The organism is Streptosporangium sp. NPDC051022 (assembly GCF_040683035.1).
Taxonomy (GTDB): domain Bacteria; phylum Actinomycetota; class Actinomycetes; order Streptosporangiales; family Streptosporangiaceae; genus Streptosporangium.
In genome coordinates this window covers 104,743-123,361 of the sequence record NZ_JBFBCF010000023.1, presented here as the reverse complement: position 1 = coordinate 123,361, position 18,619 = coordinate 104,743, and the positions used below count along the sequence as shown (strand labels likewise).

At 71.6% G+C, this 18,619-nt stretch carries 22 protein-coding genes and 1 riboswitch; of the genes, 14 read left to right on the top strand and 8 right to left on the bottom strand.

What is annotated here, in order from left to right; all coding sequences use genetic code 11:
• Positions 1-403: 403 nt before the first annotated feature.
• Positions 404-560, top strand: a riboswitch (cyclic di-AMP (ydaO/yuaA leader).
• A 142-nt stretch (positions 561-702) separates the two neighbouring features.
• The 4 genes from AB0N02_RS31495 to AB0N02_RS31480 all read left to right on the top strand — a co-directional run bounded on the left by AB0N02_RS31495 (position 703) and on the right by AB0N02_RS31480 (position 4,595).
• The gene (locus AB0N02_RS31495) at positions 703-1,149 is read left to right on the top strand and encodes a C40 family peptidase (protein WP_363953820.1); all 447 of its coding nucleotides are present in this window, start codon (positions 703-705) and stop codon (positions 1,147-1,149) included.
• A 100-nt stretch (positions 1,150-1,249) separates the two neighbouring features.
• Positions 1,250-2,035 carry a hypothetical protein gene (locus AB0N02_RS31490; RefSeq protein WP_363953818.1) on the top strand — a complete coding sequence of 262 codons (786 nt, stop codon included), beginning with the start codon at positions 1,250-1,252 and terminating at the stop codon, positions 2,033-2,035.
• Positions 2,032-3,321 (top strand): M48 family metallopeptidase, encoded by a 1,290-nt coding sequence (locus AB0N02_RS31485; protein ID WP_363953816.1) that lies wholly within the window; start codon positions 2,032-2,034, stop codon positions 3,319-3,321. The genes AB0N02_RS31490 and AB0N02_RS31485 overlap by 4 nt, the downstream gene beginning before the upstream one ends.
• On the top strand, positions 3,318-4,595 hold the full coding sequence (locus AB0N02_RS31480; protein ID WP_363953814.1) for a glycosyltransferase family 4 protein: 1,278 nt from the start codon (positions 3,318-3,320) through the stop codon (positions 4,593-4,595). Before AB0N02_RS31485 ends, AB0N02_RS31480 begins: the two co-directional genes overlap by 4 nt.
• Before the next feature lie 28 nt (positions 4,596-4,623).
• Here AB0N02_RS31480 and AB0N02_RS31475 read toward each other — a convergent pair whose 3' ends face one another.
• Positions 4,624-5,055, bottom strand: a complete 432-nt coding sequence (locus tag AB0N02_RS31475; protein WP_363953812.1) for a YbaB/EbfC family nucleoid-associated protein — start codon at positions 5,053-5,055, stop codon at positions 4,624-4,626.
• Between the two features lie 180 nt (positions 5,056-5,235).
• Here AB0N02_RS31475 and AB0N02_RS31470 point away from each other — a divergent pair, with 180 nt between their 5' ends.
• Positions 5,236-5,535, top strand: coding sequence for a hypothetical protein (locus AB0N02_RS31470; RefSeq protein ID WP_363953810.1), 300 nt, complete (start codon positions 5,236-5,238; stop codon positions 5,533-5,535).
• 59 nt (positions 5,536-5,594) lie between these two features.
• Entirely contained in the window at positions 5,595-6,305 is a 711-nt protein-coding gene (locus AB0N02_RS31465) for a hypothetical protein (RefSeq protein ID WP_363953808.1), read from the top strand.
• A gap of 46 nt (positions 6,306-6,351) precedes the next feature.
• Here the strand turns inward: AB0N02_RS31465 and AB0N02_RS31460 are convergent, their stop codons facing one another.
• Both AB0N02_RS31460 and AB0N02_RS31455 read right to left on the bottom strand, forming a co-directional pair.
• Complete coding sequence (locus AB0N02_RS31460) at positions 6,352-6,639, bottom strand: hypothetical protein (protein WP_363953806.1); 288 nt, start codon at positions 6,637-6,639, stop codon at positions 6,352-6,354.
• Positions 6,640-6,875: 236 nt separating this feature from the next.
• Complete coding sequence (locus AB0N02_RS31455; protein WP_363953804.1) at positions 6,876-8,681, bottom strand: long-chain fatty acid--CoA ligase; 1,806 nt, start codon at positions 8,679-8,681, stop codon at positions 6,876-6,878.
• Positions 8,682-8,980: 299 nt separating this feature from the next.
• On the opposite strand from AB0N02_RS31455, the gene AB0N02_RS31450 reads away from it, so the two are divergent.
• The 7 genes from AB0N02_RS31450 (at position 8,981) to AB0N02_RS31420 (ending at position 14,958) form a co-directional block, all read left to right on the top strand.
• A complete protein-coding gene (locus tag AB0N02_RS31450) occupies positions 8,981-9,748 on the top strand; it encodes a metallophosphoesterase (protein ID WP_363953802.1) in 768 nt (255 codons plus the stop codon).
• Positions 9,749-9,839: 91 nt separating this feature from the next.
• The gene (locus AB0N02_RS31445) at positions 9,840-10,286 is read left to right on the top strand and encodes an SRPBCC family protein (RefSeq protein ID WP_363953800.1); all 447 of its coding nucleotides are present in this window, start codon (positions 9,840-9,842) and stop codon (positions 10,284-10,286) included.
• Between the two features lie 73 nt (positions 10,287-10,359).
• Positions 10,360-11,529 carry a TRC40/GET3/ArsA family transport-energizing ATPase gene (locus AB0N02_RS31440; RefSeq protein WP_363953798.1) on the top strand — a complete coding sequence of 390 codons (1,170 nt, stop codon included), beginning with the start codon at positions 10,360-10,362 and terminating at the stop codon, positions 11,527-11,529.
• The gene (locus AB0N02_RS31435) at positions 11,522-11,971 is read left to right on the top strand and encodes a DUF5304 family protein (RefSeq protein WP_363953796.1); all 450 of its coding nucleotides are present in this window, start codon (positions 11,522-11,524) and stop codon (positions 11,969-11,971) included. Before AB0N02_RS31440 ends, AB0N02_RS31435 begins: the two co-directional genes overlap by 8 nt.
• Before the next feature lie 22 nt (positions 11,972-11,993).
• The gene (locus AB0N02_RS31430; protein ID WP_363953794.1) at positions 11,994-12,938 is read left to right on the top strand and encodes an ROK family glucokinase; all 945 of its coding nucleotides are present in this window, start codon (positions 11,994-11,996) and stop codon (positions 12,936-12,938) included.
• A 62-nt stretch (positions 12,939-13,000) separates the two neighbouring features.
• Positions 13,001-13,699: an endonuclease/exonuclease/phosphatase family protein gene (locus AB0N02_RS31425; protein WP_363953792.1), complete on the top strand. Its 699-nt coding sequence runs from the start codon at positions 13,001-13,003 to the stop codon at positions 13,697-13,699.
• 131 nt (positions 13,700-13,830) lie between these two features.
• The gene (locus AB0N02_RS31420) at positions 13,831-14,958 is read left to right on the top strand and encodes a hypothetical protein (protein WP_363953790.1); all 1,128 of its coding nucleotides are present in this window, start codon (positions 13,831-13,833) and stop codon (positions 14,956-14,958) included.
• 141 nt (positions 14,959-15,099) lie between these two features.
• Here the strand turns inward: AB0N02_RS31420 and AB0N02_RS31415 are convergent, their stop codons facing one another.
• Together AB0N02_RS31415 and AB0N02_RS31410 are read right to left on the bottom strand one after the other, a co-directional pair.
• Positions 15,100-15,576: a hypothetical protein gene (locus tag AB0N02_RS31415; RefSeq protein WP_363953788.1), complete on the bottom strand. Its 477-nt coding sequence runs from the start codon at positions 15,574-15,576 to the stop codon at positions 15,100-15,102.
• A 46-nt stretch (positions 15,577-15,622) separates the two neighbouring features.
• On the bottom strand, positions 15,623-16,387 hold the full coding sequence (locus tag AB0N02_RS31410; RefSeq protein WP_363953786.1) for an alpha/beta fold hydrolase: 765 nt from the start codon (positions 16,385-16,387) through the stop codon (positions 15,623-15,625).
• Positions 16,388-16,536: 149 nt separating this feature from the next.
• On the opposite strand from AB0N02_RS31410, the gene AB0N02_RS31405 reads away from it, so the two are divergent.
• Positions 16,537-17,244, top strand: a complete 708-nt coding sequence (locus AB0N02_RS31405) for a lysophospholipid acyltransferase family protein (RefSeq protein WP_363953784.1) — start codon at positions 16,537-16,539, stop codon at positions 17,242-17,244.
• 65 nt (positions 17,245-17,309) lie between these two features.
• Here AB0N02_RS31405 and crcB (AB0N02_RS31400) read toward each other — a convergent pair whose 3' ends face one another.
• Genes crcB (AB0N02_RS31400) through crcB (AB0N02_RS31390) form a run of 3 tightly spaced genes read right to left on the bottom strand, consistent with a single transcriptional unit; the run spans position 17,310 to position 18,564 of the window.
• Entirely contained in the window at positions 17,310-17,684 is a 375-nt protein-coding gene (gene crcB / locus AB0N02_RS31400) for a fluoride efflux transporter CrcB (protein WP_363953782.1), read from the bottom strand.
• Positions 17,681-18,025 (bottom strand): DUF190 domain-containing protein, encoded by a 345-nt coding sequence (locus tag AB0N02_RS31395; protein ID WP_363953780.1) that lies wholly within the window; start codon positions 18,023-18,025, stop codon positions 17,681-17,683. Before AB0N02_RS31395 ends, crcB (AB0N02_RS31400) begins: the two co-directional genes overlap by 4 nt.
• Positions 18,022-18,564, bottom strand: coding sequence for a fluoride efflux transporter CrcB (gene crcB, locus AB0N02_RS31390; RefSeq protein WP_363953778.1), 543 nt, complete (start codon positions 18,562-18,564; stop codon positions 18,022-18,024). Before crcB (AB0N02_RS31390) ends, AB0N02_RS31395 begins: the two co-directional genes overlap by 4 nt.
• Positions 18,565-18,619 lie beyond the last annotated feature (55 nt).

Here is an 18,619-nt window from a genome sequence, read left to right as displayed (position 1 = left end):
CACCGGGCGGGCCGCCTCGGATGGAACGGTCCCAGAAGTGTCTCCAAAAGGTCAGGCACGCGATGGAGCGTTCCCAGGGTGGCCGTCCGGAGCCGGGACGACGAAGATCGAAAAAACCGGTGTGACGCATGTAACAGAAGTGGTGCTTTTCGGCAACGATGTCAAGAATGTGATGAGGGTCATATTCGAACGGTGTACCGGGGTTCCGAGCAGGGATTTCATAAACGTGAAAATCTTTTTTCGATCTTCGGCTTTTACCGATTGATTGCCGAAACCCTGCCGCCGGGGTACCTTCTGGCCGCGGTCAGCAAGCCATGCGGACGCACCGAATGCCGGTCCCCCAGGCCGGTGTCCCACATAGAAATCCAGCTGGTCGCCGTTTTCCTCAGGGGTGCGCCCCAACCACGGTGACCTGCCGAGTCCGTGCAGTCATGAGGCGCGGAGCCGGGGAACCAAAAGGCCTTTGATATGGCCAGGGGTGAATCGACATGTCGTGTCGTAGGGCGTCCTTCCCTGCCCGAATCCGTCAGCTAACCCGGTAGGCATCAGTGGAAGTCCCAAGGAGAAATCCTGTCTACCACCCTGCACAACCCTCGTTTGTCGCGCCTTTCCCGCCTTTCTGTCGGCGGGTTCGTTCTCACGCTGGCCGCCTCAACCGGAGCGGTCGCACTGGGATCCACGGCGGCACACGCGACAGACACAGTGGCTGCGGTTCAGGTCAAGAGCACGGCGAAGACTCACGTCAAGCGCAAGGCGAAGGCCAAGATGAGCAGGGCCGCGCTGCAGAAGGTGAAAGCGAAGGCGGCCGTTCGGACGGCCAGGAAGCAGATCGGCGACCCGTATCGCTGGGGAGCCTCCGGCCCCGGCGCGTTCGACTGCTCCGGGCTCGTCCAGTACGCGTGGCGCAAGGCCGGCGTGTCCCTCCCCAGGATCACGACCAGCCAGTACCGCGCCGTCAGGAAGAAGGTCTCGTGGAGCAAGTTGCGCCCCGGTGACCTGCTGTTCTTCTACGGAAAGGGCCACGTGGGCATGTATGTCGGCCACGGCAGGATGGTCCACTCACCGAGCAGCGGCAAGACGGTCCGGATCGTGACGCTGAAGGGGTACTACAGGTCCGCGTTCGCCGGAGCGGTTCGCCCCGGCGCCTGAGAAGCGGGATACGGCCCCGTCCATGCCCCCGGATGGACGGGGCCGCCGCATGCGGCGCGTACACGGGAGAACGGGCACCGGTCGAGTAGCATCGGCTGACATGTCCGTCCCGAGGGGGCGCCGCGCCGTGCTCACCGGGATGCTGGCGCTGATGGGCGCGGGTCTGGTCGCGGGGGCCCGGCCTGTGCCGCGGGCGGCACGCGAGCTGTGGCCGGGGGCCGCGACCGTGGTCCGCGGCGAGCGCTCGCTCGTCGTCGGCCACCGTGCCCCGCCCGCCGAGCTGCGGGACCTGGCCACGAGGGCCGACCGCGCCTGCCGTACCGTCGGGGAGGTCTGGGGGCCGGTCAGGGCGGTGATCCTCTTCCCCGCCACCGACGCGGAGGCCGCCGCGCTCGCGGGGGCCGGGGCCACCGGCGGCCTGGCCGCGATGGCCGCCGCCGGCCGGGTGGTCGTCCTGCCGACGGGATACGCCAGGCTCAGCCCGGCGGGCCGGGACGTGGTGATCACCCACGAGCTCACCCACGTGGCCACCGGCGCGACCAGGGGCGGCCGGGTGCCGATGTGGCTGTCGGAGGGGTTCGCCGACTACGTGGGCTACCGCCACGCGGGGATCGAGGTGCGGGCGGCCGCCGCCGAGCTGGCCGAGGAGGTACGCGCGGGCGTCGTGCCCTCCCGGCTTCCCGAGCCCGCCGACTTCGCCCCCGGCGCGCCACGGCTGGCGCAGGCCTACGAGGAGGCCTGGCTGGCCTGCCGCTACATCGCGGAGCGCTTCGGCGAGAAGACGTTGGTAAGGCTTTACGGTAGCGATGTGGACAGCACGCTGGGCCTGTCGCGGGCGGAGCTCACCGTCGCCTGGCGCGATCATCTCCGGAGGGAACTCGCATGACGCGGACCGTGACGGACACTTCCGCGGGCGCCCCTGCGGGACCGCGGGGGGCCGGATGGGCGCTGGTCGCCCTCGGGGCGCTCACCGTGGCGGTCGTCGCCTTCACCACGCCCTGGCGGGCGCTGCCCGCCGACGCCCCGCCCGTCGCGCCGGATCCGGCCCGCGACTTCACCGCGGCCCAGATCGCCCGTTCCGAGGCCTTCGACGCCGTCACGAGCGTTCCCGGCTACCTGTCGCTCGGCCTGACCCTGGTCGTGGCGGGGCTGCTGATCGCCACCCCGCTGGGCGCGCGGCTGCTGGGCCGCCTGAGGGGCCCCTGGTGGCTGCGGGTGCTGCTCGGCGTCCTGGCGGTGACGGTGGCCGTGGCGATCCTGCGCTGGCCGCTGGGCATGTGGTCGGAGACCTACCTGCGCGAGTACGGCCTGTCCACCCAGACCTGGCCGTCGTGGGCGGCCGACCGCGCCAAGAACATCGGGATCGGCGCCGTGCTGACGGGGATCATGGTGCTCGCGGTGGTCGCGCTGGCCCGCCGCTACCGCCGCTGGTGGATACCCGCGGCGGTCGGGGCGTTCGCGCTGACCGTCGTCACCTCCTTCGCCTACCCGGTGGTGGTCGAGCCTCTCTTCAACGACTTCACGCCGATGCCCGCCGGGCGGCTCCGCACCGACCTGCTCGCGATGGCGGCCAGGGACGGCGTGCCGGTCGAGAACGTGCTCGTGGCCGACGCCTCCCGGCGGACCACCGCGCTCAACGCCTACGTCTCCGGATTCGGCGCGACCCGCAGGATCGTGGTCTACGACACGCTGCTGCGGGTCCCGGCGGACCAGGTCGAGCTGGTGGTCGCGCACGAGCTGGGCCACGCCAAGGCGGGTGACGTGCTGTACGGCACGCTCGTCGGCGCCCTGGGCACGGCCTTCGGAGCGTGCCTGCTCTACCTGGTGACCTCGGCGGGGCCGGTACGGCGGCGCACCGGGGTCGCCTCGGTCGCCGACCCGAGGGCGGTCGGCCTGATCATGGGGCTGCTGACGCTGGCCGGCGTCCTGTCGGGGCCCGCGCAGAACCTGGTCAGCAGGCACATCGAGGCCCGTGCCGACGCGCACGCGCTGGACCTGACGCGGAATCCGGCGGTCTTCGTGTCGATGCAGAAGCGGCTGGCGATCACCAACATCTCGGACCTGTCGCCGGACGTCGTCGAATATCTGCTCTACGCGTCCCACCCCACGACGCCGCAGCGCATCGCGATGGCGCGCTCCTGGGCACTGCTGAACGGCGTCCCCCAGCCGTGAACCGCACGTTGATCGTCACCAACGACTTCCCGCCCAGGGCCGGGGGGATCCAGTCGTTCGTGCACGGTCTGGCCGCCTGCCTCCCGCCGGAATCGGTGATCGTCTACGCCCCCAGGTGGCCCGGCTGCGGGGGCTTCGACACGCGGCAGCCGTACCCGGTCGTGCGCCACCCCACCTCCCTGATGCTGCCCACCCGCGCGGTCGCCCGCCGGGCGGCGGAGCTGGTCGCCGAGTTCAAGTGCGAGACGGTGGTGTTCGGGGCGGCGGCGCCGCTCGGCCTGCTCGCGCCCCGGATGCGGGCGGCGGGGGCGCGGCGGATCATCATGATCACCCATGGCCACGAGGCCGCCTGGGCGGGGGTCCCGGGCGCCCGCGCGCTGCTGGCGAGGATCGGCGGCCACGCCGACGCGGTGACCTACCTGGGGGAGTACACCCGGCGGTGGCTGGCCCGGGTGATTCCCGAGGACAGGCTGGTACGGCTCGCGCCCGGCGTCGACACCGGCGTGTTCCGCCCCGGCGCGGGCGGAGCGGGGGTCCGCGCGGCGCTGGGCCTGGGGAGCCGGCCGATCGTGATCTGCCTGTCCCGGCTGGTGCCCCGCAAGGGGCAGGACGTCCTGCTGCGGGCCTGGCCCCGGGTGCTGCGCGAGGTGCCGGACGCCGTGCTGCTGATCGTCGGCGGCGGGCCGTACCGCGGGGCGCTCGAACGTCTCGCCCGGCCGCTGGGCGGTTCGGCCCGGATCACCGGCCCGGTGCCGTGGGCGTCGCTGCCCGCCTACCTCGACGCGGGAGACGTCTTCGCGATGCCGTGCCGTACCCGGCTGGGCGGCCTCGACGTCGAGGGGCTCGGCATCGTCTACCTGGAGGCGTCGGCCAGCGGGCTGCCCGTGGTCGCGGGCTCGTCGGGCGGCGCTCCCGACGCGGTCCTGCCCGGGGAGACGGGGCTGGTGGTCGACGGCACCTCCCCGGCCGAGGTGGCCGAGGCCCTCGTGGGCCTGCTGCGGGATCCGGCGGCGGCGCGGGCGATGGGGGAGCGCGGGCGCGAGTGGGCCGAGCGGGAGTGGGACAGCCGGCTCGTCGGGGAGCGCTTCGGACGTCTGCTGGGCACGCCTCCGAACGCGGAACCGGGCGCGACACAGAGCACGGAACCGGGCACGACACAGAGCACGGAATCGGGCGCGACCCCGGGTACGGAACCTAGCACGGAACCGGGGGCGACCCCGGGTACGGAACCGGGCGTGACGCCGCCGGACGCGACGGTGGTCACGGGGGCCTGACACGGCCGGGGCCGCGGGTCCCCGGGCGTCACGGGAGGCCGGTCGAGCGCTCCCGCATGACGTGGGCGTAGGAGTCGTGCGACCGCCTCAGCCGCGCCTCGATCTCGTCGAGGTCGAGCGGCTCCGCGGGAAGCCCCATGCCGCCCATGGCCTCGCCGAGCAGCTCGCGGACCTGGCGCTCGCCGTCGTCCTGGGCCGCGCGGACGGCCTTGAGCAGTTCCTCGGCCAGGGCCCTGCTCTCCAGGCGCATCACACGGGGATTGAGATCGATCCGCTCCAGGCGGCCGGAACCGTCGGTGACCGCGCCGATCATGCCGTCCGCGCCCGTCCCGGTGCCGCGTATCCCGCCGAGCTCCCCTTGAACGCCGGCCAGGCGCCGCAGCGTGCGGTCGGCCTCCCCGGCCATCCGTTCCAGGTCCTCCGGGTCGAAGTCGGCAGGGTCGAATCGGAAGTCGGCCACGCGAAGCCCCCTTGGATGCTCTTGGTCCACTTTTGGACGCTGAGTTATCACATGTCACTTAAAACACTCGTGACACATGACAAAACTCAAGATACTGTCCCGTCGACGGGAACGTCGGCTTATCGAGCGACGACTTGAGCGTGAACAGAGGGTGCACGGAAATCGGGGGAGAGACCGCGCATGACCCAGGACAGATACGTCACCTCCACCTGCATCGCCAACATCCAGCGCAACCTCGGGGAGAAGGTCCTGCCGAGCCTGCGGCGTCTCAAACAGGACGTCGGCAGCACCGACGTGGACTTTCCCGGGTTCGGCACGCTCGGGGCGGTGCTGATCGGCAAGTACGGCGGCGTGCAGGACGACGTCCGGGGAATGGTCGAGGACTCCATCGACACCGTCGAGGCGTGGATCGCCGCGCTGGAGACCATCAAACGGAACTGGCGCCTGGCGGAGGAGAACAGCGCCGTCGTCTACAAGTGACGACCGCGCACAGACGACGACCCCGCCCACACGGGGTGACCGGGAGGAGTTGACGGGGCATGCCCTTTCCCGCCCTGCAGTCCAAGGCGGCCATCGACGCGCTCAAGGAGGCGGCCAGATCCGCTCCGGGCCTGCTCACCGGGGTGACCATCCTCGCCACGGCGGTGGCGAACGTCCCGGGGATGGGCGACGCCAAGGCCAACTGGAACGCGCTCGCCAAGATGCTCGAGGTCGAGCTGCCGGGCATCCTCGGCAACGCGGTCTTCCTGTCCAGGGGAGACTGGATCGCCGAGGACCGGGAGGAGTTCCTGCACGCCGCTTCGCTGTTCGGCGGTGACCTGCAGAAGCTCAGCGGCCTGTGCTACACGATGGAGGGCCAGGTCGACCAGGTGCGCGACGCCTACGCCGTCTACTGGCTGGAGATCGGCACCCTGGCCGCCACCGTCCTCGGCTACGTGACCGCGGCCCAGGCCATGCGGCTCACGCCGTACACCAGGGCCCAGGCCGAGGTGTGGCTCAACCGCCTCGTCACGCTCACGAACCTGATGATCGCCCAGAAGACGAAGATCCTCATGGGCTTCCTCGCCGTGGCGGGCGGCACCCTGGCCACCAGCAGCCAGTCGCTGGGGCAGCTGTTCAACGTCAAGCCGACGGGTGACGCCCGGGTCGACTTCAAGCGGGCCACGATCTCCACCGAGCCCCCACCCCAGTGGGTGGCGCCCAAGCGCGACGTCGCGGAGCCGTACCGGGTCGCGGAGCCGCAGCGGTAGGGGGCGTCCCGAGGCGTCCCGAGGCGTCCCGAGGCGTCCGCCGCGCCTATCGGTCGCGGGGGCGTCCGCCTCCCACCCCCATGCCCGGCCGGTCGCGTTCGTTCCAGACGGTGATGGTGGCGGGCCGCCACGCGGGTGAACGGCCGAATACCCTGTCCGGCCGGGGGAGATCGCCGGCTTTCGGTGTGCCGTTTCTCTGGTTGGCCACCGAACGGGCGTTGTAAACCCTGACGGTGTTGATCTGGACGCCGAGGAATCCGGCGACCTCAGAAATCGTCCAGTAATCCGCCTCAAGGTCCGGTTTTTCGGGAATCTCCTTTTCTGCGTCTTTCACTCATCCAAAATAGCAACGTTCACCGAGAAAGTGGATCGCCCTCGACTCCGGCCCTGTCCGATTATGCGCCCATTTGAAGTGGAATGTCGCCGAGGACGTGCGAAGACGGAATCCGTTCCCCCGGAGAAGGTCTCGGCGCAGGCCCGGAAGAATCGGCGCAGGCCCAGAAGAAGAGGAAAAGAACCTCCGGCGGGGCGTCACCGCGCACACCCCGCCGGGACGCCCCGCCGGGGGATTCAGCTCCGTACGACGTCGCCGTACAGGGCGGCGATCTGCCCGGCGAAGTCGCGGGCCACCACGTTGCGCTTGACCTTCAGCGTCGGGGTGAGGTGGCCGCTCTCCTCGGTGATGTCGGTGTCGAGCACCACGAACTTCTTGATCTGCTCGGCCTTCGAGACCGTCCTGTTGGCGTCGTCGATCGCCTTCTGCACCTCGGCCAGGATCACCGGGTCGCCGCTGAGCTCGGCGACGTCCGCCCCCGCCCGGCCGTTGGCCCTCTTCCACTGCTCCAGCGCCTCGGGGTCGAGGGTCACGAGCGCGGCGACGAACGGCCGGTCGTCGCCGACCACCATCGCCTGGCTGACCAGCGGGTGGGCGCGGATGCGGTCCTCCAGCGGGCCGGGGGCGACGTTCTTGCCCGCCGCGGTGACGAGGAGCTCCTTCTTGCGCCCGGTGAGACGCAGGTAGCCGTCCCGGTCCAGCTCGCCGACGTCGCCGGTGTGGAACCAGCCGTCCGCGTCGATCACGGCCGCCGTCGCCTCGTCGTCGTTCCAGTAGCCGCTGAAGACGTGGCGGCCCTTGACCAGGACCTCGCCGTCCTCGCCGATGCCGATCGTGACGCCGGGGAACGGCTTGCCCACGGTGCCGATCTTGTTGGCGCCCGGCTGGTTGACCGCGGAGGGGGCCGAGGTCTCGGTCAGGCCCCAGCCCTCGAAGACCTCGATGCCGACGCCCTTGAAGAAGTGGGAGAGCCGCTCGCCCAGGGCGGAGCCGCCCGACACCGCGGCCGACAGCCTGCCGCCGGTGGCCGCGCGGAGCTTGCCGTACACGAGCCTGTCGAACAGGGCGTGCTTCAGCTTGAGCCCCACCCCGGCGCCGCCGCCGGCCTCGGCGCGGCTCCAGGCGATGGCGGTCGCGACCGCGGCGTGGAAGATCTTGCCCTTGCCCTCGGCGGCGGCCTTCTGCTCGGCGGCGTTGTAGACCTTCTCGAACACCCGGGGCACGCCCAGCAGGAACGTCGGCCGGAAACTCTGCAGGTCGGGGGCGACGTTCTTCATGTTCGGCGTGTGCGCGAGGACCGTGCCGGTCTCGACCAGGACGATCTGGATCATGCGGGCGAAGACGTGCGCGAGCGGCAGGAACAGCAGGGCCGCGCTGCCGTCGGTGAACAGCGGCTCCAGCGGCCCCGCCGCGACGTTCTTCGCGGTGAACAGCAGGTTGTCGTGGGTCAGCGCGCAGCCCTTCGGGCGGCCCGTCGTGCCCGAGGTGTAGACGATGGTCGCCAGGTCGGCCCGCCCGCGCCCCGTCCTCCGCCCGGCCAGCGTCTCCCCGGTCACCTCCGCGCCCTGGGCCGTTAGCTCGTCCAGGGCGCCCTTCTCGATGTGCCAGACGCTCTTCGGCTCCGGCAGGCCGGCCATCGCCTCGCGGACGGTCTCCTCGTGCGCGTCCAGCTCGACGAAGACGACCTTCGCGCCGCTGTCGGAGATGATCCACCCGACCTGGTCGGGCGAGGAGGTCTCGTAGATCGGCACGCTGACCGCGCCGGCGGCCCAGATGGCGTAGTCGATGACGGTCCACTCGTAACGGGTACGCGACATCAGGCCCACCCGGTCGCCCGGCTCCACACCGGCCGCGATCAGCCCCTTGGCGACCCCGGCCACCTGGTCGCGGAACTCGCCTGCGGTGACGGCGGCCCAGGCGCCGCCGGCCTTGCGGCGCATGGTGACGGTGCCCGGCTCCCGCTCGGCGCGCTGGAAAACCGTGTCGGTCAGGTTGGCTGAGGCCGGGACATCCACCAGCACGGGGACGCTGTACTCGCGCACGGTTCACTCCTGAGGGACGCGGGTCGATGGCCGCCTGGAGCCGGAGGTCGTCGCGACGCGCTACGTGCGGGTGGATCCGTCGCCAAGCGTTCTCGGGGACGGTTTCACGGTATCAGCCTCCCCCCGCGTGCCCCTCTGACCACGCGCGCGGCGCACGTGTCGCGTCCGAGTCGTTATGCCCGAGCCCCGTCCCGCGTCCGAGTCGTTACGCCCGAGCCCCGTCCCGCGCCCGGACGGCCGTGCCCGGCGGCCCAGCCGCGCCCGGGAGCGGCCGCGGGCGGGTGGTTAGGATGGCGGCCATGCGGGTTCATGTCGTCAGCGATGTGCACGGAAGAGCCGACGCCCTGGCCCGCGCGGGAGACGGCGCCGACGCGCTCGTCTGCCTGGGCGACCTGATCCTGTTCGTCGACTACGACGACCACTCCCAGGGGATCTTCCCCGAGCTGTTCGGCCCGGAGTCGGCCTCGCGGCTCGTACGGCTGCGCACCGCCAAACGGTTCGACGAGGCACGGGAGATGTCGGCCGCGCTCTGGGCCTCGCTGGACGGCGACCCCGGCGACCACATCGAGCGCCTGGTGCGCAGGCAGTACGCCGAGCTCTTCGCCGCGATGCCTACCCCCGCCTACCTCACCCACGGCAACGTGGACCTGCCCCGCTTCTGGCCCGACTACGCCCGGCAGGGGCACCACGTGCTCGACGGGCAGACGGCCGAGATCGGCGGGCTGCGGTTCGGCTTCGTCGGGGGCGGGCTGCGCACGCAGTACCGGACGCCCAACGAGATCGACGACGAGGAGTTCGCGCGGAAGGTGGAGGCGGTCGGCGAGGTGGACGTGCTCTGCTGCCACATCCCCCCGGCCGTTCCCGAACTGCTCTACGACGTGGTCGCCCGGCGCTTCGAGCGGGGCAGCGAGGCCACGCTGGAGGCGATCCGGCGGACCCAGCCGCGCTACGCGCTCTTCGGTCACGTGCACCAGCCGCTGGCCGCCCGCACGCGCATCGGCAGGACCGAGTGCCTCAACGTGGGCCACTTCCGCAGCACGGGCACCCCCTTCGCCCTCGAATGGTGACCCGGGGCCGCTTCGGTGGGCCCGGGGCGCCCCGTCCTTGATCGGTGAGCCGGACCTCCTCGCCGGAACGATGAACGAGTACGGTAAGCGCATGGCTGATCGCACCACCTCGAGCATCACGATCGGCGCGGACCGGTCGACCGTCATGAAGGTCATCGCCGACTTCCCGGCGTACCCGGAGTGGGCGGGACAGGTGAAGTCCGCGCGGGTCCTGTCCACCGGGCAGGACGACCTTCCGGAGAAGGTCAGGTTCGTCCTGGACGCGGGAGTGATCAGTGACGAGTACACCCTCGGCTACGTCTGGCACGGCGAGGACGGCGAGGACTCTGTCGAGTGGAGCGTCACCGAGGCGGGGAAGATGGTCTCCGGGCTCACCGGCAGCTACCGCCTGGCCGACGCGGGCGGCGGCACCGAGGTGACCTACGAGCTCGCGGTCGACCTCAAGGTCCCGATGATCGGCATGATCAGGCGAAAGGCGGAGAGGGTCATCATCGACACCGCCCTGAGGGGGCTGAAGAAGCGCGTCGAGGGCCCGTGACGCCCCGCGCGGCGCGGCCCGGGGCCTCCGGTGAGCGTGCCGTACGGCCCGCCGTACCGGACCGGGAGGCCCCGTGAGCAGGATCCTGCTGTTCACCGGCAAGGGCGGCGTCGGCAAGACGACCGCGGCCGCGGCGACCGCCGTCAGGGCGGCCGGGTCCGGCCTCAAGACGCTGGTGGTCTCGACCGACACCGCCCACTCGCTGGCCGACGCGTTCGGCGTGACCGCGGGCGGTGAGCCCGAGGAGGTCTCACCCGGCCTCTACCTGCACCAGGTGGACACCCAGCGGGCGCTGGAGCGCCAGTGGGGCGAGCTGCGCGACTACGCCAGGGGCCTGTTCGCCGAGCTGGGCCTGGACGAGGTCACCGCCGAGGAGATCACCGTGCTGCCCGGCGCGGAGGAGATCCTCGCCCTGCTGCAGCTGCGCGAGCACGCCCGCACCGGAGCGTGGGACGTGATCGTCGTCGACTGCGCGCCCACCGCCGAGACGCTCAGGCTGCTCGCCCTGCCCGAGGCGCTCGACTGGCACGTCAGCCGGCTGCTGCCGGTGGGCAGGCGGCTGCTGCGCGTGCTGTCGCCGCTGGTCCGCGGGATCGCCCAGGTCGGCGTCCCGGAGGATCACGTGGTCGGCGCCGGGGAGCGGCTGCACCGGGGACTGCTGGAGACCCGGGAACTGCTCACCGGTCCCGGCGCCGGCGTCCGCCTCGTGCTCACCCCCGAGGCCGTCGTGCTGGCCGAGGCCCGCCGTACGCTCACCTCCCTCAGCCTGTACGGCTACCGCGTCGACGGGGTGATCGCCAACCGGGTCTTCCCCGCCGAGGGCGCCGACCCCTGGCGGCGCAGGTGGGTCGAGGCCCAGGCCGGGCACCTGGCCGAGATCGAGGAGTCCTTCGCCCCGCTGCCCCTGTACACCGTGCCCTACCTGGAGGCCGAACCCGTGGGCCCGGACGCCCTGGCGCGGGTCGCCGAGGCCATGTACGGCGAGACCGACCCCTTCGCCCCGCCCGCGACCGAGGCGCCGCTGCGGATCACCCCGGACGGCGAGCTGCTGCTGGCGCTGCCGCTCGCCGCGAAGAGCGAGGTCGGCCTGGCCCGCAAGGGCGACGAGCTGATCGTCGACGCGGGCTCCCACCGCAGGATCCTGGCCCTGCCCGCCGCGCTGGCCCGCAGGGCCGTGCGAGAGGCGGTGCTCCAGGAGGGCGTTCTCCGGGTACGGTTCGAGACGGGAGGGCCTGATGACTGAGAAGACCGCAAGGGCCGAGGACACCGAGAGGTCCGGCAACGACAGAGACCCGCTGGGCAGCGCGGCCGAGGAGGCTTTCAAGCTCTTCGAAGCGCTCCAGCAGAAGGCGACCAGGGAGCTGCGCAAGAACCTGATCAGAGGCACGGTCAGCGGGTTCGGCAACGCCTTCTCCGGCGGTGGCGGCGGAAACGACCGGGACGTGTGGGGAGAGGCGGTCGCCGAGCACGACGAGTACATCTGCCGTGCCTGCCCCATCTGCCGCGCCATGGCCGCGCAGCGCGAGTCGGGCAGCGCGGTCACCGACCACCTGATGCAGGCGGGCAGCGAGCTGTTCGCCGCCTTCAGGTCCGCCGTCGACGGGCTTAACCGGCCCTCACCCGAGCAGCGGGCGCGTGAGCGCGACCGGGCGGAGACCCCCGTGGAGCACATCGACCTGGGATGAGCCCAGGGGGAGAGGACGAGCAATGGCGCTGACCATCGGTGTGGACATCGGCGGAACCAAGATCGCGGCGGGTGTCGTGGACGAGGACGGCCGCATCGTCGAGCATCTGCTGCGGCCGACCCCGGCCAGGGATCCCGAGCGGGTCGCCGAGAGCATCGGCGAGGTCGTCAAGGAGCTGGCCAAGGACCGGGAGATCGAGGCCGTGGGGCTCGGCGCCGCCGGGTTCGTCGACGAGACACGGGCCCTGGTGCGCTTCGCGCCCAACCTCGCCTGGCGCGAGGAGCCGCTGCAGAGGAAGGTCTCCCACCTGGTCGGCCTGCCCGTCGTGGTGGAGAACGACGCCAACGCGATGGCCTGGGGCGAAGCCAGGTTCGGCGCCGGGCGCGGCGAGAGCCACCTGGTGTGCGTGACGGTGGGCACCGGGATCGGCGGCGGCATCGTGTTCGACGGGGCGCTCTACCGCGGCCGCTGGGGCATGGGCGCCGAGCTCGGCCACATGCAGCTCGTCCCCGAGGGACGGCTGTGCGGATGCGGGAACCTGGGCTGCTGGGAACAGTACGCCAGCGGCAACGCCCTGGTGATCGAGGCCAGGGAGATCGCCGAGGCCGATCCGGGGCGCGCCGCCACGCTGCTGGAGATCGCCGGTGGCAAGCCGGAGCTGATCGAGGGCAGCGCGGTCACCGAGGCCGCCCGGCGGGGAGACTCGGCCGCGCTGGCCGCGTTCTCCGCGATGGCCGACTGGCTCGCCCAGGGACTGTGCGACCTCGCCGCCATCCTCGACCCCGGCTGCTTCATCCTCGGCGGCGGCGTCTCGACCGCCGCCGACCTGTGGATCGACCAGGTCCGCGACGGCTTCACCGCCAACCTGACGGGCCGGGGGCACCGCCCGGCGGCCGACATCCGGCTGGCCGAGCTGGGCGCGTCCGCGGGCCTGGTGGGCGCGGCGGACCTGGCCCGGATCCGCTGACGGCCCGGAGGGCCGGAGGAAAGGAGCCTCTCCTGCCCGTCGAGGGCCCGGCGCCGCTCAGGGTGGCCACCTACAACGTGCGCTCCATGAAGGACGACGCGGCGGCGCTGGGGCGGGTGATCACCGCGCTCCGCGCCGACGTGCTCTGCGTCCAGGAGGCGCCCAGGTTCCTGCGCTGGCACCGCAGGCGCGGGCTGCTGGCCGCCTCGGGGGGCATGTCCGTGGTGGCGGGCCGCCGCCTGGGCGGGGTCGCCGTGCTGACCGGTCCCGGCGTGCGTCCGCTGTACGGGGAGGGGCGTCCGCTCAGGCGCTTCCTCGGCCTGGAACAGCGCGCGGTCGCGATCGCCGTGGTCGAGGCCGGCGGGCGCAGGGTGGCCGTCGGCTCCGTCCACCTCGATCTCGACGCCGCCGCCAGGTCGTACCACGCGGCCGAGGCGCTGACCCTGCTGCTGGCCGTGGCGGGCCGTTTCGACGCCCTCCCCGTGCTCGCCGGGGACGTCAACGAGCAGTCGCACGAGGCGGCCTGGCGGCTGCTGGCCGGGCGGCTGACCGACTGCTACCCGGTCTCGCCGCGCGGCGACGGCCTCACCTTCCCCGCGCGGAGGCCGCGCGTGCGCATCGACGCGATCTTCGCGGCGGCGGGGCTCCGGGTGCTCTCCTGCGGCGGGGCGCAGGCCGATCCGTCCGACCTGGCCAGGGCCACCGACCACCTGCCGGTGGTCGCCGAGCTGGCGGTCCCCGGGGACCGCGCGGACCTCTGAGAGGGGCGGGAACCGTTCAACCCCAAGGATCCGGCAGGTCACGGTCCGCGCACCTCCCCGAGATCTCCATCCGGAGGACAACTGCGGGAGCCACGCACACGGGCCACGTTTCGCCCCGTACCATTTGGGACATGACCCGTCGCCTTCCGCGGCGTGTGCTGGCGCTGTGCGCGGGAGGTCTGATCCTGCCGGCCTTTCTTCCGCCGGCCGCTCACGCCGATCCCGTCAGCCCGCCCGTGGCGGAGGCATGGCAGGCGCCGACCAGCGCGCGGCTGAGCACCGACGGGTCGCTGTCCGACGTGGTGGGGGTCTCGGCCTCCAGTATCTGGGCGGTCGGGCAGCAGAGCGTCTGGGACGTCTGGCAGAGCAGGGGCGCGATCACCCACTGGAACGGCGTGACCTGGACCGAGGTCGGCATCCGCAACGATCCGACCGGGGCGGGACTCCTGCGCTCGGTCGCCGCGGCCTCCCCGTCCCAGCTGTGGGTGGTCGGCGAGGGGCACGACAGCCTGCCGTACCTCGCCGTGGGCGACGGGACGGCCTTCGACCGGGTCGTCGTCGACAAGCTGCACGCGGGCGACTGGCTGGGCGGGGTCGCGGCGCTCCCCGGCCGGATGGCCGCGGTCGGCCGCCGGGACAAACAGCCGCTGATCCTCACCCAGACCGGCGGCAAATGGAAACTCACCCAGCTCAAGGACAGGGGCTCGCTGTACGGCGTGGCCCTGTCCGGCAAGGGCGACGGCTGGGCGGTCGGCGACACCGGGGGCAGGCCGCTGGTCACGAGGCTCTCCGGCGGCCGGTGGAAGCCCTTCGCCGCGCCCGACGTCCCCGGCGGCTACCTGCGCGACGTCTACGTCGACTCGCCGAAGCGGGCGCTGGCCGTCGGCGGCGTCTACCAGAGGTCGGGCGAGGTGCGCCCGCTGATCCTGTCCTGGAACGGCAGGAAGTGGTCCCGGGTGGCCGCGCCGGACGGCGACATGCGGCTGTACGGCGTGACCGGTGACCGCAAGGGGCGCTTCTGGATCTCCGGGGCGGACATGGACCGGCCGGGGGAGGCCTTCATGATCCGCTACGACGGCCGTACGACGAAGACGCTGCACGGGGCCGACAACGCCACGCCGCGGACGGTCAGGCTCCAGTCGGTGGCCTACGTGGCGGCCACCGGGACCGTGTGGGCCGTGGGACACGTGGTGGACGCCGAAGGCCGCTACAGCGACGTGATCGAGCGGTTCGGCTCACCGGAGCAGGCCAAGCCGTAGCCCGGATGCGGTCGTGACCCGGTTCCGGTCGTGACCTGGATCCGGTCGTGACCTGGATCCGGCCGTGACCCGGCTCCGGCGGCCCGGAGCCGATCCGGCGAGGGCGGGCCCGGTCCGCCCCGTGAAGGGCGGTCCCGGGCGTCAGACGACCGCGCCGTCGTCCCAGCCCGAGTCGTTGGGCGGGCCGTCGCCCATCCGCACCACCAGCGCCACGAAGCCGCCGATGAAGGCGGCGACCGCGGTGAACAACATCCAGCCCTGCAGCCGCCAGCTCAGGGCCGCGCTGAGCAGCAGGTAGGCGGGACCGCCGAACAGCGCCAGCCAAGCGATCTTGGTGGTGGTGTCGGTCTTGGGAAGGGGAGGCGGGGGCGGGGGAACGTAGTGACCCTCGTCGTCGTCATCCTCGGCCTTCCCGCCCTCGGCGTCGCCGATGTCGGCGAACTCCTCGGGCCGGGGAAGGCGCTCCTCCTCCGACTCCTTGACCACCCTCCGGGACGGCTCCGCAGGCAGGTTCTCGCTGTCCGGCCAGGGCTGGTGGGCCGAGTCGAACTCGGCGGTGTCGTTGAAGGAGGCGACGATCTGACGCCAGACCTCGTCCTCATCGCTTTGAGGTGTCACTTAGCTGGCCCGTCCCTCCCGGAGACCGCGCATCCCCCACTCGCGTTCAGTCTCCCTGCAAGGGTACAGAGGCGTTCGCGTTGATGAACTCCAGGCTCCCCGCAAAGATCCGATCCGCATCGTTGTCGAGAGTCGCGACGTGGTAGCTGTCGTTGAGCTCCACAACATTAAGATTCCCCCCGGTCAGCCTCTCACGCAAAATACGCAAACTGGTCGGCTTCACCACATGGTCCTGCGGGCTGTGAAAAACCAGCACCGGCTGGGTGACCTTGTGCAGTTCCGACTGGGTCAGCGCCCACAGCCGGGGAAGGGTCGCCGCGGCCTTGACCGGGGTGCGTGTGTACCCCAGCTCGGTCACGCCCTCCTTCTTGATGTCCCCGGCCACGCCCGGCACCGAGGAGATCACCAGGCCGAGCAGCGGCGCCAGCGCCAGCAGCGGGACGTCGTTGGCGATCGAAGGGTTGACGATCACCAGCCCCCTGATCCCCCCGCCGTGCACCTGGGCCAGCCGCAGCGCCATGCAGCCGCCCAGGGACAGGCCCGCCACGAAGACCTCGTCGCAGCGCCCGCGCAGGTCGGCCAGCGACTTGTCCAGTTCGGCGTACCAGTCCTCCCAGCGGGTGTGACTCATCTCCTGCCAGGTGGTGCCGTGGCCGGGCAGCCGGGGGAGCGCGACGCTCAGGCCTGCGGCGGCCAGGTACTCACCCCAGGGACGCAGTGACTGTGGCGACCCCGTGAATCCATGACAGAGCAGAACCCCGATTCGCCCACCTCTGTGGTGATACGGCTCCGCGCCGGGCATGACTGGCATCGCAGCTCCTTGTAAGGTTCGCCCGATCGTCGCACGACTGGGGCGTGTTTTGCGAGAGGTCGGTTTGGGTGGTTTGACGATGTAGGTGGTCCGTGCCGGAGGTGGGAGGATGACTTCAGGTCCCCACCTGCCGACAGAAGGAGCCTCGCGTGTTCTATTGGGTGGTGAAGGCCATCCTCTGGCCCTTCCTTCACTTCATCTTCCGCCCCTGGGCGGAGGGAGTGGACAATGTGCCGAAGGAAGGACCGGTGATTCTGGCCGGCAACCATCTGTCGTTCGCCGACCACTTCTTCGGGGCGCTGTTCCTGCCGCGCAAGGTGATCTCGCTCGGCAAGTCCGACTACTTCACGGGCCGCGGAGTCAAGGGCATGCTCAGCCGGGCCTTCTTCAGCGGGGTGGGCACCGTTCCGATCGACCGCTCCGGCGGCAAGGCGAGTGAGGCGGCGCTGCGCACCGGCAAGCGCATCCTGGCCGAGGGGCAGGTGCTCGCCATCTACCCCGAGGGCACCCGCTCCCACGACGGCCGCCTCTACAAGGGTAAGACCGGCGTCGCCCGGCTGGCGCTGGAGGCGCGCGTCCCGGTCATCCCGTGGGCGATGGTCAACACCTTCGAGATGATGCCGCCCGGCCGCCCCCTGCCCCGGCTCGGCATCCGGCCCGGGGTGAAGTTCGGCAAGCCGCTCGACTTCTCCCGCTACTACGGGATGGAGGAGGACCGCCTCGTCCTGCGCGCCGTCACCGACGAGATCATGTACGCGCTGATGGAGCTCTCCGGTCAGGAGTACGTCGACAAGTACGCCGCCAGCGCCAAGGTCGAGGCCGCCCGCGCCGCCCGGGAGGCCCACAAGCGCTCCTGAGGGAGAGTCCGGGGGACAGGGCGCCCGTGGGCGCGGGCGCGGGGCACATCGGCGGGGAAGGCCCCTCACCCGAAGATCACCTGGGCCAGCGTGACGCCGACGAACGTCGCGCCCAGCCCGGCGACGACCGAGGCGGCGACGTTGGCGACGGCGAAGAACGTCGCGCCGGTCTCGGCCAGCCGCAACGTCTCGTAGGAGAACGTCGAGTACGTGGTCAGCGCCCCGCAGAAGCCGGTGCCCAGCAGCAGCCGCACCTCGGTGCCCAGCGCCCCGGACAGCGTGGCCCCGGTCAGCACGCCCAGGATCAGCGAGCCGATCACGTTGACGGTGAAGGTGCCCCAGGGGAAGACGGTGTCGTGGCGCGCCTGCACGGCCCGGTCGGTCAGATAGCGCACCGGCGCGCCGACGGCGCCGCCGATCAGGATGAGCAGCCAGTTCACTCCGCCGCCTGACGTCCGCGGTGGTGGATGACCTCGACCTCGTCCAGAACGGCCAGGCCCTCGATCAGCAGGTCGTCCAGGAGGGGAAGGAAGGCGCGGATCCGCTCCTCGGTGTCGATGATCACGACGGCCACCGGCAGGTCGTCGGTCATCGACAGCAGCCGGGTGGTGTGCACGACCGAGGTGGCGCCGAAGCCCTCCAGGCCGCGGAAGACCGACGCCCCGGCCAGGCCGGCGGAGTGGGCGCGGTGCACGATCTCGGTGTACATGGGGCGGTGGTGCCAGGTGTCGGTGTCGTCGACGAAGACCGTCAGGCGCAGGGCCCGGCCGGACATGATCATCGCGTCCTCCTCGCTGTTCTCGCCGCCAGGAGACGGCGGGTGCCCCGCGCGCCGACCGTCACCGCGGCCATGGCGGCCAGGACCGTCGCGACCAGGTAGACGAGTGCGGCATCGGGGTTGCCCCCGGACACCAGGCGTTCGATCTCCACGCAGTAGGTGGAGAAGGTGGTGAACCCGCCGAGCACGCCGGTGGCGAAGAACGGCCGCACCCAGGCCGGCGCCGTCCACGCCTCGGTCAGTATCACCAGGAGGATCCCGATCACCAGGCAGCCCGCCGTGTTGACGACCAGCGTGGTCCAGGGGAAGGCGCCCGCCGCGGTGGGCCACAGCAGGGCAGCCCCGTAGCGGGCGCTCGCCCCGATCGCGCCGCCGAGGGCGACCACCGCCAGCGTGTGGCGGTGCGGACCGGCGAGGGCGACCAGCGCCGACACGAGATCGCGCGAACGGCGCGGCTCACGGCGCTCGCGCGGGACGGGGGGATCGGCATCGGGGTCGACGGGGTCGGTCACTGTCACGAACCTCATCTGATCCGAACTCATGTCTCTCCCTACACGTAACGAGCGCCCGCGTCCGCGGGCACGAGATGTCACGGGT